The organism is uncultured Limosilactobacillus sp. (genome assembly GCF_934202705.1).
GTDB lineage: Bacteria > Bacillota > Bacilli > Lactobacillales > Lactobacillaceae > Limosilactobacillus.
On record NZ_CAKPYE010000002.1, the window covers coordinates 145,718 to 161,002 of the forward strand.

Sequence of the window (15,285 nt, forward strand, 5' to 3'; positions counted from 1 at the left end):
TGAGGTGCAAGAATGACAGTTTTTACGGGAAATGACGAAAAAGCGTTGATTAAGCAGGCGGAAAAACAGTTTGGGGTTAGTCAAGACCGCTTAGTAGTTAGGATTTTACAGACAGCACGGCGTGGCTTTTTGGGGATTGGTAAGCGGCCGGCCAAATTAGAAATAACAAAACGGATAGTTAAGGAATCATCAGTAAGAAAACCAGCGGATGATCAGCAAACGGTGACGATCCATAAAGAAGCTCAGGAGTCAAAAGAGCAACCTAACTTAACACCGGCTGATACCTATCAACAAGAAATGGCAAAAAATCATCAGCGGAATGTTGCAAAGTTAAAGGAAGCAATTCCAGGATTACAAAATTATTTGGTAGCCATCTACCAACAACTGGGAGTTGAGGTGGAACCACAACTTCGAGAAGTTAAGGTCCATCATTGTGAAATTGACCTCCATACTGACCATCCGGGACAAGTTGTTGGCTATCATGGACGCCGACTGAATGCAATTGAGCAGTTAGGGGTTGCCTACTTAAATTATCATGGAGTTCGGGAGATTGAACTGGTACTCAATACGGGAGAATACCGCGAAAAACGCCAAGCAACGCTCGACAAAGTAATGGAGCGGAGTATTACTCAGGTAATTGCCACAGGGCAGGCAGTCTTTTTAGATCCAATGCCAGCTCGTGAACGTAAATATTTACATCAATTGGCTCAGCAACACCCACAAGTACGAACATATTCACATGGCCGTGATCCGTTCCGAAGTGTCGTGATTGCACCACAAAACTAGGGTAAGTATTGACAATCCGGGGCGGTAAATTTAGAATAACGGTGTTAATTAAATCGAGCTTGTTAGAGTAGTGAAAGTGCTTTGACCATCATCAACGGGAAACCGGTGTTGCTGGAATGGCACTTTTTTTATTAAGGCGGAAAGGAATGAAAATCGTGGCAAATTCAGAATTTGATACCATTACGGCAATCTCAACACCAGTTGGGGAAGGCGGAATTTCAATTATTCGTGTTAGTGGCGAAGAGGCCATTCCAGTAGTAAAAAAGCTTTTTAAAGGCAAAGATTTAGCAAAAGTTGCCAGCCATACCATTAATTATGGGCACATTATTGATCCGCAGAATAATCAAGAAGTTGATGAAGTGATGGTTTCAGTAATGCGGGCACCGAAAACCTATACCAAGGAAGATGTTGTTGAGATTAACTGTCATGGTGGTCTACTAGCAACTAATCGAATTTTGCAGTTAACGATTGGTGCTGGGGCACGGATGGCAGAACCCGGTGAATTTACTAAACGCGCCTTGTTGAATGGTCGACTAGATCTTTCCCAAGCCGAAGCAGTAATGGACCTTATTCGGGCGAAAACGGATAAGTCAATGAAAGTGGCATTAAATCAGCTTGATGGTAATTTGTCGCACCTGATTAAACACCTGCGAAAAGATATTTTAGATGTTTTGGCACAGGTTGAAGTCAACATTGATTATCCAGAATATGATGCCGTTGAAGAGATGACGAGTAAGCTACTTCGGGAGAAGGCAATTGAAATTCGCCAACGGATTGAAGGCTTGCTCAAAACTGCTAAGCAAGGGAAAGTTTTGCGTGATGGCTTAGCAACGGCGATTATTGGGCGCCCCAACGTTGGTAAATCAAGTTTACTGAACTCACTGTTACACGAAGATAAGGCAATCGTAACGAACGTTGCTGGAACAACTCGTGATGTAATTGAAGAATACGTCAACGTAAATGACGTCCCATTAAAACTAATTGATACCGCTGGGATTCGTCATACTGAAGATACAGTTGAAAAAATCGGTGTCGAGCGGAGCCGTCAAGCAATTGATACGGCTGACTTAATTTTGTTACTGATTGATAGTTCACAGCCGTTAACTGATGAAGATCGGCAGCTTATTCACCAAACGGCGAATAAACCACGCATCATTATTTTTAATAAGAGTGATTTACCAACAAAGGTTTCCCAAGACGAACTGAAACAGCTCGTAAATGGTGATCAGCTTATTACTGCTTCGATGACGAAACATGAAGGAATTAACGAATTAAGTGACGCCATTAGTCACCTCTTCTTTAATCAAGGAATTGAAAGCAATCAAAGTAATGTGATGGTTACCAATGCTCGTCACATTGGTTTACTTCGCCAAGCAGATGAAGCTCTTGGGGACGTTTTAAAGGGTTTGGATGATGGAATGCCAGTGGACTTAGTTCAGATTGATATGACGAGAGCTTGGGATTTACTTGGTGAAATTACTGGTGATAGTTATCAAGATGAGTTATTAGACCAATTGTTTAGTCAATTTTGTTTAGGCAAATAGCAAGGAGATTGGAAATGAAAACTGGAGAAGCAATTCAATATGATGGCGGAAATTACGATGTCATTGTTGTTGGTGCTGGTCATGCGGGATCGGAAGCTGCTCTTGCGGCCGCGCGAATGGGAAATAAAACGTTATTAATCACCATTAGTTTAGAAATGGTGGCTTTTATGCCATGTAATCCATCCTTAGGTGGTCCGGCCAAAGGGATCGTTGTTCGTGAAATTGATGCCCTTGGTGGTGAAATGGGGCATAACATTGATAAAACGTATATTCAAATGCGGATGCTTAATACTGGTAAAGGTCCAGCAGTGCGCGCATTACGGGCACAAGCAGATAAGCACGCGTACCACCGACAGATGAAATTAACCATTGAAAAAGAACCTAACCTAACGTTACGTCAAGGAACGGTTGATGATTTAATTGTGGAAGACGGGGTCTGCAAAGGGGTCATTACGAACACCGGGGCGCGATATGGCTCAAAAGCAGTTGTTTTAACAGTTGGCACGGCTGCCCGTGGGAAAATTATCATTGGTGAACTACAGTATGAATCAGGTCCTAATAATTCTAAGAGTGCAACAAAATTGTCTGAATGCTTAGAGCGCCTCGGCTTTGATTTGGAACGATTTAAGACTGGGACACCACCACGTATTAATGGGAACACCATTCACTACGATGAAACCGAAGAACAGCCTGGTGATAAAGCGCCAAATCATTTTAGTTTTGATACCCCTGACACCCAATATTTGGCCTTGTCAGACCAAATTTCCTGTTGGTTAACGTACACGAACTTACATACCCATGATTTAATTCGGGCCAATCTTGATCGCGCACCAATGTTTTCAGGAGTAATTAAAGGTGTGGGACCGCGGTATTGTCCATCGATTGAGGACAAGATTGTTCGCTTCGCTGATAAGGATCGTCATCAATTATTCCTTGAACCCGAAGGCCGGGACACTGATGAATACTATGTTGATGGGTTATCAACCTCAATGCCGGAAGAGATTCAACAAAAAATGCTGCATTCCGTTAAGGGACTAGAAGATGCGCAATTAATGCGTCCGGGTTATGCTATTGAATACGATGTGGTTGCTCCATATCAGTTGCACCCAACGCTAGAAACCAAGAAGGTTAAGAACCTCTATACTGCTGGACAAACTAACGGAACATCTGGTTATGAAGAGGCAGCTGGACAAGGATTAATTGCTGGAATTAATGCTGGACGGCGAGCATTGGGCAAAAGTCCATTTGTTTTAAAACGGTCGGATGCATATATTGGCGTCATGATTGACGATTTAGTGACGAAAGGGACGAAAGAGCCATATCGTCTATTAACGAGTCGGGCCGAATATCGATTGATTTTGCGTCATGATAATGCGGATTTCCGGTTGATGGAAAAGGGTCATGAAATTGGGTTGGTCAGTGATGAGCGGCTTGCTAAGATGGAAATGAAGAAGCAACACGTTACAGACGAAATTAAACGTCTCGAAAGTTTGCGGATTAAGCCAAAGACAGCGGCGGATGAATACATTCAAGAAAATGGTGACAATCCGCTCAAGGATTCATTAACCGCGGCGGCATTGTTACGCCGACCATATGTAACTTATCAGAAATTATTGGAATTTATTCCTGCACCAACGACATCACTTAATCGTCAAGAAGCCGAACAAGTGGAAATCCAAGTCAAGTATGCTGGTTACATCAAGAAAGAGGAAGTTAAAGTCAACCGCTTGAAACGGATGGAAGCGAAGAAAATTCCAGAAAACATTGATTATGAAGCAATTGATGGCTTAGCAACGGAAGGACGCCAAAAGCTTGAAAAGATCCGCCCTGAAACTTTAGCCCAGGCTTCACGAATTAGTGGGGTTAACCCAGCTGATTTAGCAATTTTGAGCGTTTATATTCAACAGGGTCGCATTGCAAAGATCAACTCAGCTGCAGATCCCGAAAAATAATCAAAGTTCCAATAATAATAGTGGATATTTAGATTTAAAATGTACTATTATTAAAATGAAGTTTGATGTGATTCGGGGATGGAAGAATGAAAACGTTACGGCAAATTTTAAGCTGGGTTGTTCCAGTGGTCATTGGGTTGATCTTGGCCTTATTAATTCGACAATTTCTTTTTCAAAATGTTCGGGTTGATGGACCGTCAATGCTACCAAACTTGGTGAATAATGAACGAGTTTTTAGCTTTAAACAATCTAAGATTCATCGAGGAAGTGTCGTGGTCTTTAATGCTAATGGTGTTGACCCACAGGTATCGACCAAGACTGACTATGTCAAGCGGGTAATTGCTGTTCCAGGTGATACTGTTAAATCACAAAATGGTAATTTATATGTGAATGGCAAGCAGGCTAATCAAAGTTACATTAACATGGATCAACGGAAAGCCGGCACCGGTAACTGGACCCTAAAAAGCATTTCTAAACAGAATAATTGGGTGCGGAATGCTGGTGCGACCAAAGTTCCAAAGGGTGAATACTTTGTTTTAGGTGACAACCGAACCGTTTCTAATGATAGTCGGTATTGGGGATTTGTTCCGCGAAACAAGGTTGATGGCGTTGTTAAAGTTGGCTTCTGGTCAAAGAATAAAACCCATAAGTACAATGTTAACCAATTCTGGAAACATTACTTTATGAACTAACTTACAAACCTTGACTACAAAAGTGGTCAAGGTTTTTTATAGCGAAAATTTCAATGGATGCCAAGGAGATTGCCATTTAATACCATGAATAAATGATAGAATAAAAGCAGTTTTTAAACGGAGGAATTATGATGAGCATCTTAAATTTTATTCTCGGCCCAGCGTCCAAGGACCATCAGCAAGCGCTAGTTCAAGAACTCCATCGCCAGATGGTAGCCGCCCCGAATGATCAATTCTTTTTTCTTGTTCCTAATCACATTAAGTTTTCGACGGAAATTGATGTCTTAAAGCAATTACGGGCAATGAGTGATGCAACCGACGTCTATGCGCAAACCCAGGTCCAAGTACTATCTTTTACCCGACTGGCGTGGTTTTTATTACGAAATGATCCGCACTATCAAATTCCCCGAATTTCTAACGTTGGGTTAACGATGTTAGTTGCAAAAATCATTCATGAACTTCCTGAAGCAGACCTCAAGATGTTTGCTAAAGAGGCTCATCGTTATGGATTTGTGCAGGATTTAACGGCCCAGCTAATTGAGTTACAAAACGCTAACGTTAACCCCAATGATCACGAGGCAATTATTGAACGAGTTCAACAATGGGCCAATGCTCATCATGAACGGGTTTCGGCGGCTTTTTTGGATAAAATGACGGTGCTATTTAAGGTTTATGAGGCTTTCCAACAGGGGCTTTCAGGACGACTGAACTCTAATGCGGTTTATCAATTACTAATCGAACGACTTCGCCGAGGAGACTTCTCGCATACGCATTTTTATCTAAACCGTTACAATGGTCAATTTTCGGCGATTGAAGAACGAGTTGTAGAGGCAATGATCAAAAATGCGGCATCCACAACGATTGGCTTAGTGTTAGACCGACCATATCGTGGAACGACGCTCCCAAATGATAACAATCTCTTTTATCAATCAGGGATGCAATATCATCGACTAGTAGAATTTGCTAAACAACAACCTGAAGTTAGACTTGGTGCAGACCAGTTTGTTACTGCTAATCGAGTTAGCGCTGATTTATGTGAAGTTGAACAGTGGATGAAATTACAAGCACAATTAATGGTTCCTGAGCAGCAGCCGAATTCTTCATCAAGGGTTCACTTTTTTACCGCACCGACCCGAGTGGCAGAATTACAACGAGTTGCCACAATCATTCGACAGATGGTTGCTAATGACCACTATCGTTACCGAGACTTTTTGGTTTTGACACGGCACTTAGATGGTTATGCAACCATACTTAAACCAGTTTTTGATGCTAATGAAGTGCCAATTTTTAATGATAATGATCGTTCAATGGCTAATCATCCGCTGGTCACGTTGATAGAGGCAATTTTTAAGATTGAAGAGCGCCATTTTCAATTACCGGATGTTTTGCAGTTGTTGAAGACGGGATTGGTGATTCCGGAAGAGCAAGATCAAACGGGAAAAAATTATTATCCAGTGCAACGGTTTATGGACGCAGTCTATACAACCGAAAACTGGTGTTTAAAGTATGGGAAGACTGGACAAGCCTGGCTAGACCAACAGGCCTGGCAGTTTACGCCAAATGTTGACAAGCAAGTCTTGGCTGCCAATGAGCGGTTACAAAAACGCGAACAACGTCAGACTCAGCAAATTAACTGGGTCAAGACGGTGGTGCGTAACAAGGTGGCGCCGTTCATTAAACAATTACAAAACGCGACAGATGGGCAATCAGCTGCTCAGGCACTCTACCAAGGACTTGACCAGCTCGGTGTTCAACAACAGCTTGAGCGATGGGCAAATGAAGCAGCGAAGCGTGGACAAATGGACTTAGCCCAACAACCGCAACAGGTCTGGCATACAATGTGTCATTTGCTAGATGAGTACGTGACAATTCTTGGAAATGGTGGAACCTTTGATTTAACTCAGTTTGCAGCCATTATTCAGGTTGGTTTTGAAACTGCTACTTATTCACAAATTCCGTCAACAATGGATCAAGTCTTGGTTTCAGAAACTGGAATTGTGCAGACTAATCAGCGAAAAGTCGTTTTCATGATTGGGGCAACTGATGATGTGATGCCGGAAGTAAAGGTTAGTGAAGGACTGTTAAGTGATCCTGATAAGCAGCTACTTAGTCAGGGACTAACCGCTAATCAATTTTTGCCAATTTCGGGGATGCAACGAGTTGATAATGAAATAATGATTAATTATCTAGGAATGCTGAATGCCCGGGAGCAGCTGTATATTTCAGCACCAGAAATGGGGAGCGATGAAGCCAGATTGACGGTCTCACCATATCTTGTGGGACTAGCAACCTACTTCGGTAAGTGGAACAAAGACCAGCAACAATTATCTGATAATTTACCATTTGCGCCAGCAGCTCGCGCAAATTTTGACCAAATCAAACCATTTATTGGTGCGCCAGCGGCAACATTGTCTAACTATATTCAGGTTGAACGACAAGCGGTTAATAACGGACAGTCTGTCAGTGCAGGCTGGCGAAGTATTTCCCGGGAAATGAATCATGAACGGTTAGGCTGGTTGAAATCAAGCTTAACTTATCATAATCAGACGACGAAATTATCACCACAAATGGCAGCGAAACTATATGGCCACTTAGACCCGGAAATTTTACAACAAAGTGCAGCGGCAACCAAAACTGGTCAGCCATTTGACTGGGCAAGCGTGACGGATGATCAGCGCCATAATACCCTTGCCACCTCCATTTCACAGCTACAGACGTTTTATCGAAATCCATATGAATATTTCCTTAAATTTGGGCTTGATTTACAAAAGCGTGAAGAATTAGAAATTACTAACGCTAATTCAGGAACGTTTTATCATGATTCGATGGAGGCGTTGATTCGGTTACTGAACAAGGACCAGCTTCAATTAGCAAAATTAGCGGATGACCAACTTGCAGCTTACGTTGCTAAAGCAATGGATTGGGCGTTTAGTCGACAGCCAAGTTTGATCGAATTAGCTGAAAATTATGAACGAATTGCTTACCAGAAGCATCATCTCGAACAAATTGTTTTAACAATGGCACGGGTACTTCGGAATCAAGCCCAGTATTCAGCGACGCAGCCAATCACAACCGAGCAAAAATTTGGTCACGTTGGGTTGCTTGATGATCGACCAGATTCACAGCCAAGTTACCGGGCGTTAGTCTACGAAACCAAAATTCACAATCGAAAGTCGTCACAATCAGATCTTAAACGGAAAGTATACTTACGGGGACGAATTGATCGCGTTGATGCAATTCGTGGTGATCAGCGGGATTACCTGACCGTCGTTGATTATAAGTCAGCAAATAAGGAATTTGATTTGGTTGACGCTTATGAAGGATTGGATTTGCAGATGCTGACATACCTCAATAACTTACGTGCTAATCTAGATCTTGCTAATCCAGAGCGGTCAACGATGATTGCAGGAGCGCTGTATTTACATTTATTTGATCCCCATTATCAATACCAAGATATTATCAAGAAGAATCCAGAAATTACCGAATTGAAAAAACATGAATTCAAAGGTGTTTTGTTGAATGATGATCAGGTATTACGACAGCTTGATGAGGGATTAGCGGCTGTAAAGCCGGATCCGCTTGTCTTAGGAGTTAGTTATACTAAGACGAAGGACTTAATTAAGGCCAAGAAGGGGACACTGTTAGTTGACCAAGGACAAATGGATCAGTTATTGGCGCGGAATCAACAGTTAATTATTGAAGCCGCCCAACAAATCTTCAGTGGGAACGTTGATTTAAGACCATTTCGTCGTGATCAGAGAACTGGCTTAGATTACAGTGATTATCTTGATATTTATCATTTTGACAGTCTTCTCGACCAGAATAAGTATCGGGAAATTACCATTACTGACGATGATGTGATGAAGCAACTCAAGGATGAGAGGGAAGACCATGAGTAAATTTCAACCGACTCCAGAACAACAACGAGCCATTAATGATCGAGATCGCGATATCTTAGTTTCAGCATCTGCTGGTTCTGGAAAAACCGCGGTATTGGTTGACCGGGTGATTAAACTGTTAAAGGAAAATCGGCATTTGAATATTGACCAAATGCTATTGGTAACCTTTACCAAAGAAGCAGCAAAAAACATGCGTGATCGAATACGGCAACGGCTAGTTGCTGATAGTAATGATCAGCATATGAAGGCCCAAATTAACCGGTTAGCCATTGCGAATATCAGTACAATTCACTCCTTTTGTGAACAGGTTATTAAGCGCTACTACTATGTGATTGGTTTAGATCCGCAGTATCGTTTAGTAACGGATGAGACTGAACAGGCACTTTTAAAAGAGCAAGTTTGGAATTCTTTGCAAGAAGAACGCTTTAAAACTGATTATAGCAAGGCTGATCCAGGCGACTGGCACTTCAGTCAATTAGCAGAAAACTTTGCGGATGCCAAGTCCAATGTTGGTGAGGGACTTCAAGAAGTGGTTGAAAAACTTTATCAAGAAGCCAACGCCCAGCCAAATCCAGATCAATGGTTGGATCAAGCAATCAAAAATTATCAGTTTGGTAAGCAGCCAATTGTGGAGACGGACTTTTATCAAAAAACATTATTGCCGATTTTAGAACTGTTTTTTGAGCAACTAATAATGGATTGGCAGGGAGTAGCCAATGAGGCCGCGATGCGCGATTTTAGCGATCTAGCTGAGGTTCTAAATGGAGATTTAACCTTAATCAAGGATCTTCAATCAGCGTTAACGACGGTGAGCTGGGATAAATTGCAGGCACAAGTTGCGGGAATTAAGTTCGGCCGATTGAAGGCCCGCCGTTTTAAAGATGACCCTAACGGCAAGGCACAATATGAAGAGCTCAAAAATAGTCGCAACGAACTAAAAAAACGTTTAACAACAATTCAAGGAAAGTATTTTCAATACACTGAACAGCAATTACGGACGAAGACTGCAGAGGCATTAACGATGGTTGAAGAATTAGTTGACGTCACCAAAGCCTTTCGTCGAGATTACCAGCAAGCGAAGCTCGATCGCCATATGTTGGATTTTAGTGACCTTGAACACTATGCTTACCAGATTTTAACGAACCAAAGTGACGCTGGTAAACAAGTTCTAAACGAACTTCAGCACCATTATCAAGAGATTTTAGTTGATGAGTATCAGGATACCAATCGACTTCAAGATGATTTATTAAATCAACTCCACGATCCGCAAGTAAATCACCTTTTTATGGTAGGTGACGTTAAGCAATCGATTTATCGGTTTCGTCAAGCTGATCCAACCCTCTTTTTAGATAAGTATGAGCGTTATCAGCACTCAAATACCGCTGACGAAACAATTGTGCTGGCAGAGAATTTCCGCTCAATGAGTAATGTAACGGAGTTTACTAATCTTGTCTTTACCCAGTTAATGGATCGGACGGTCGGTGAAATGCCATATGATGAGCAGGCACAGTTAAAGTTTGCTGCAAAATGGTATGATCCAGCTAAAACTCAGCCGGTGCCAACTGAACTGATGATCTATGATGCGAATGCTGACAATGACACGGTTTTGAATCAGGATACCAATCAACAGCGTTATATCAAATTACCTGAAGGTTCAGATAAGTATGCTGGTGAGGTATGGATGATTGCGATGCGAATCCGTCAAATGCTAGATAATCATGAAACAATTTTTGATCCTGACCTTGGTGACGAACGACCAATTCAGCCAGCAGATATCGTGATTTTGGAGCGGACAAAGAGCCCTAATAATCGAATTGTGGAACAATTTGGTCAGTTAAACATTCCAGTCGTTGTTCAGGATGTTCAAAATTATTTTAAAGCGACCGAAGTACGGATAATGGTTTCGTTATTGAAAGTGATTGACAATCCATATCAAGACATACCGTTAGTAGCAGTGTTGCGCTCACCGATTGTTGGGTTGACGGAACCAGAAATGGCTTATCTGCGGATTAACCATCGTTATGGCAATTATTACGAAGCACTGCAGGCTTTTGAGCAACGTGACGCGGATAAGATACCAACTAACGAAGACGTTGACGTGAAATTGTTACACGTGAAACTTTCGCGGTTTTTAGAACAGTTAAAAGAGTTTAAGGTGACTGCGCAACAAGAATCGCTGGTGGATTTAATCTGGCAGATTTATCAAACAACTGGCTACCTTGATTACGTTGGCGGAATGCCGGGCGGAACGCAGCGACAGGCGAATCTGCATGCACTATACGAGCGGGCAAATACTTATGAACAGTCAAGTTTCAAGGGTCTTTATCAATTTATTCACTTCATTGAACGGATGCAAAAACGAAATGAAGATCTCGGAGAGGCGCCGGTGGAACTAGCAACAGACGCTGTTAATGTGATGACGATTCACGGTAGTAAGGGGCTTCAGTTTCCAATTGTCTTTGTAATTGACCTCAACCATCGTTTTAATTCACATGATGTCGCCGGAAATTTAGTTGTTGAACCACACCTTGGAGTGGGCATTCGATATCTTGGTGATACGCCAATGAAAGGTGAAGGACAGTCGTTAACTGCAGACAAAGTAAAAGTCACGTATGATCTTCCCCAGCGGACGGTAGTGGCGGATGCAATTACTAGAGCAAATCGGGCTGAGGAAATGCGGTTACTGTATGTCGCTTTAACACGGGCCGAACAACGGTTAATTTTAACTGGTTCTGTGAATGAAAAGAATTCTAAAAATAATTTAAAAGCACTCGGGAAACAGTGGTCAAAGGCTTACCAAGGCTTTCAAACGGTATTAGGGCCACAATTACGGCTCGACAGTCGCTCGATGCTGGATTGGATTGGCTTAAGTCTAGCGCGAACCTCACAATTTGACCCGCAGGGATTGAAGATGGAAACCACGATTGCGTCAGGTCAGCCCCAATTACCAAATGCTAAGTACACAATTCAATTGTGGACTGCTAATCAAGTCGAAGCTAAATTAGCGCAACTCCGTTCTGAACGTAGCGCAACGGTGATGGAGGATCATGGAAGCCAGCCGTTAACCGTTGAAGAACGACAATTTATTCATCGAGTGTTGACAATGAAATATGCTTATCAAGCAGCTACCAAGACGACAGCTTATCAATCGGTTTCAGCAATTCGGGACATCTTTGCCAATCAGGATCCGGATGATGCACAAATGGGCCGGTTAACCTTTAATCGAGCGGAAGTGAAGGATGAAGGCCAATATTTGCAAAATAGTTTTGATCAACCACGATTTATGCAAACTGGTGATCAAGCACCGTTGCCAACAGAAGTTGGAACAGCAACCCACTTAGTATTCCAGATGTTGGATTTGACGAAGGGTAATGTATCTGCAAAGCAGGTTCAAGCAACCATTGACCAGTTAGTTCAGGAGCGGTTAATTGTTAATCGGCGAGTGGCAGAGCAGATTGATGTTGAGGGTATTGTTAAGTTCTATGAGACAGAACTAGGGCAGCGAATTTTAAACCATCCAATGGACCTGGCACGTGAAAAGCCATTTTCAATGTTGATGGATGGTGACCAATTATTTAAAAATCTAACCAATGATGACGGGCAAATTTTAATTCACGGGATCATTGATGGTTACCTGAAGGAAGAAAATGGTCTAGAACTCTTTGATTATAAGACGGATTATCTACAACCAAATGATGAACACCGGTTGGCAGAAATTGTTGATCGCTATCAAGGACAGGTTAATTTATATGCGGCTGCTTTACAGCAAATGACAGGTCAACCAGTTCGTCATCGGTATTTGTACCTTGTTAAGATCGGAACATTATATGAATTGTGATGAAGGGAGATTATTAAAATGGAATTTAAGAATATTAATACAATGCGGCAATTAAATAATGGTGTAAAGATTCCTTGCGTCGGGTATGGTACCTTTCGTACTCCTGAGGAAGTTGCAGAACAAGCGGTTGCGGATGCAATTGAATTAGGCTATCGCCATATCGATACTGCGGCAGTTTACGGTAATGAAACGGCAGTTGGCAAGGGAATTAAAGATTCTGGGATTAATCGGAAGGAACTATTTGTTACCAGTAAGCTTTGGAACACTGAACGCGGTTATGAATCAACGAAGCAAGCGCTCCAAGATAGTTTAGATCGTTTAGGACTCGATTACTTAGATTTATACCTGATTCACTGGCCAGCTAACGAAAAGCAATTTGGCGACGATGCTAAACGACTGAATGCAGAAACGTGGCGAGCAATGGAAGAGCTTTACCACGAAGGCAAAATTCGGGCAATTGGATTAAGTAACTTTTTACCACACCATGTTGCCGATCTAATGGAAACCGCAGAGATTAAGCCGATGGTGGATCAAATCGAAGTGCATCCAGGGTGGCCACATACTGAAGAAGTTAAAAAACTGCAGTCGATGGATCTGCTAGTTGAAGCATGGGCACCGCTTGGTGGTCAAGGCTCATCAGTGCTGACGAATCCGACGTTGAAAGAAATTGCTGAAGACCATGGCAAGACGGTTGCTCAAGTTTGTTTGCGATGGGTACTCCAACAAGGCGTTCTGCCATTGCCAAAGTCGGTTCATGTTAAGCGGATGCAACAAAATATGGATTTCTTTGATTTTGAATTAAGTAATGATGAAATGAAACAGATTAGTGCATTACGTGATCTTGGGGGGCAATGCGCTAATCCTGATGATGTTGATTTCTAATGTCAAAACGTTTCAGGAAATGGTGGCAATCGACTGGCGTGGTTTTAACCGTTGATTTAATCATACGAAATGGGTTATTACCACTGTTGCGCTTGATTAATAGTAAATTATTACCAGAAGCAGAGGTGCCATTGGTTTCATTAACTAATCTTTGGCGGATCATTAATCAACATCCGGGAGTAGTTTTAGTATTACTTACGGAACTTTTATTAGTTTGGTGGGTTCTTTTGCTACTCTTCACGTTAATGCTAATTGGCATCGTGCAAATTAACCAAGGGACTTTTAGTTTGACGAATATGATAGCCCAACTATTAACTGTAATGAAGCGGTTAAATGGGCGAATCCAGCTACTTTTATTAGCTGAATTGATAACTTGGTTGCCGCTATTTAGTATTGCTTTTCGGACGCCGTTATTGATTGGAATGCGGGTTCCTGAAGTCATTTTGGATTATGGAACTCGTAACGGTTGGTTAATGGCCACGACCTTACTGATTTATGCTGGTTGTTTTGTGGTAACGATGCGGTTCATCGGGACCATTACAAAATTAGTGTTGATCCCTAAAGCACAGCTAAGAAGTAATCAGGTGCCGCTTGGGCAATTCTGGCGAGAACTGTTGATTGCCGGGACGATTAGTTGGTTATTAAATGGCGCCTTGCTAATTGTCCAAAGAATGATTGGAAGTAACCAACGCGGCTTGAGTATTGTTTGTTTAACAATTGCTGAGGTTGGTTCCCTGCTTGTGTTTAGTTGGGTCATTGTGCACTGGGTACAGATCGTGATGGGCAGTCAATCTGGAGGTTGGCGTAATCAGAATTATGCTTGGAACGGTTGGACTTTGCTGATGCTAGTGGTACTCTTGATTGAGACTGGAATGAGCAGCATTCACTATTTTCAACCGCAATGCTTAACGAGACCAGTAACGATTGCTCACCGTGGGGTTGCTAATCATAATGGAGTACAAAATAGTATTGAAGCGTTAAGAAGGACGAGCCATAATTATCATCCTGACTATGTTGAAATGGATATTCACGAAACGAAGGATCACCAATTTGTCGTGATGCATGATGAAAACCTACATCAATTAACACGCGTTAATTTGCGTCCCAACCAATTGACTCTTCATCAGTTGACGCATTTGACCATGCGTGAAAACGGTCATACCGCGAAGATATCCAGTTTTGATCAGTATTTGAGAGCAGCTCAGCAGCTGCATCAGAAATTAATTGTGGAATTAAAAACAACTCAAGATGATTCACCAGATGTTGTGGAGCGATTTAATCGGCAATACGGGAAATTAATTGTTCAACGTCATTACCTTGTCCATTCATTGGATTATGGGCTGGTCACCCAATTGCAACGGCTAAATCCGCAAATGGAAGTTTTATATTTACAAGCGTATAATTTTACGAATCCGCAACCGAAAATTAAGGGCTTCAATAATGAATATTCTTCTTTGAATGAGCGGTTTATTAATGCAGTTCATCGACAAGGAAAACCAATCTATGCGTGGACAGTTAATAATCGAGGCGCCATGAAACAGCTTATTAATCAACACGTTGATGGAATCGTGACGGATGATCTCCCACAACTTCAACAAATAATTCGGCAGACGATGCGACATCAAAATGATGCGGAACGGTATTGGAATTATTTGAATCCAATTGTTAATTTACCAACTTAATGAGCAATAT

At 41.9% G+C, this 15,285-nt stretch carries 8 protein-coding genes; all 8 read left to right on the forward strand.

Translation table 11 applies throughout. From position 1 onward, the window contains the following. The first annotated feature begins 12 nt into the window (after positions 1-12). The 8 genes from jag to Q0C76_RS02020 all read left to right on the forward strand — a co-directional run bounded on the left by jag (position 13) and on the right by Q0C76_RS02020 (position 15,275). A complete protein-coding gene (gene jag / locus Q0C76_RS01985) occupies positions 13-786 on the forward strand; it encodes an RNA-binding cell elongation regulator Jag/EloR (protein ID WP_295729045.1) in 774 nt (257 codons plus the stop codon). 155 nt (positions 787-941) lie between these two features. After that, positions 942-2,330, forward strand: a complete 1,389-nt coding sequence (gene mnmE / locus Q0C76_RS01990) for a tRNA uridine-5-carboxymethylaminomethyl(34) synthesis GTPase MnmE (protein ID WP_295729047.1) — start codon at positions 942-944, stop codon at positions 2,328-2,330. Between the two features lie 14 nt (positions 2,331-2,344). Then, positions 2,345-4,282: a tRNA uridine-5-carboxymethylaminomethyl(34) synthesis enzyme MnmG gene (gene mnmG / locus Q0C76_RS01995; protein WP_295729050.1), complete on the forward strand. Its 1,938-nt coding sequence runs from the start codon at positions 2,345-2,347 to the stop codon at positions 4,280-4,282. Between the two features lie 86 nt (positions 4,283-4,368). Next, a complete protein-coding gene (gene lepB / locus Q0C76_RS02000; protein ID WP_295729053.1) occupies positions 4,369-4,974 on the forward strand; it encodes a signal peptidase I in 606 nt (201 codons plus the stop codon). Between the two features lie 128 nt (positions 4,975-5,102). Continuing rightward, positions 5,103-8,873, forward strand: coding sequence for a PD-(D/E)XK nuclease family protein (locus Q0C76_RS02005; protein WP_295729055.1), 3,771 nt, complete (start codon positions 5,103-5,105; stop codon positions 8,871-8,873). Then, entirely contained in the window at positions 8,866-12,711 is a 3,846-nt protein-coding gene (gene addA / locus Q0C76_RS02010) for a helicase-exonuclease AddAB subunit AddA (protein WP_295729058.1), read from the forward strand. Before Q0C76_RS02005 ends, addA begins: the two co-directional genes overlap by 8 nt. Positions 12,712-12,729: 18 nt before the next feature. After that, on the forward strand, positions 12,730-13,593 hold the full coding sequence (locus tag Q0C76_RS02015; protein ID WP_295729061.1) for an aldo/keto reductase: 864 nt from the start codon (positions 12,730-12,732) through the stop codon (positions 13,591-13,593). Further along, entirely contained in the window at positions 13,593-15,275 is a 1,683-nt protein-coding gene (locus Q0C76_RS02020) for a glycerophosphodiester phosphodiesterase (protein ID WP_295729064.1), read from the forward strand. The genes Q0C76_RS02015 and Q0C76_RS02020 overlap by 1 nt, the downstream gene beginning before the upstream one ends. Positions 15,276-15,285: the final 10 nt, after the last annotated feature.

Excerpts from the sequence above, each read along its gene's own strand:
- addA (WP_295729058.1), top strand. The coding sequence starts at position 8,866 with ATGAGTAAATTTCAACCGACTCCAGAACAACAACGAGCCATTAATGAT.
- Q0C76_RS02005 (WP_295729055.1), top strand. The coding sequence starts at position 5,103 with ATGATGAGCATCTTAAATTTTATTCTCGGCCCAGCGTCCAAGGACCAT.
- mnmG (WP_295729050.1), top strand. The coding sequence starts at position 2,345 with ATGAAAACTGGAGAAGCAATTCAATATGATGGCGGAAATTACGATGTC.
- lepB (WP_295729053.1), top strand. The coding sequence starts at position 4,369 with ATGAAAACGTTACGGCAAATTTTAAGCTGGGTTGTTCCAGTGGTCATT.
- jag (WP_295729045.1), top strand. The coding sequence starts at position 13 with ATGACAGTTTTTACGGGAAATGACGAAAAAGCGTTGATTAAGCAGGCG.
- Q0C76_RS02020 (WP_295729064.1), top strand. The coding sequence starts at position 13,593 with ATGTCAAAACGTTTCAGGAAATGGTGGCAATCGACTGGCGTGGTTTTA.
- Q0C76_RS02015 (WP_295729061.1), top strand. The coding sequence starts at position 12,730 with ATGGAATTTAAGAATATTAATACAATGCGGCAATTAAATAATGGTGTA.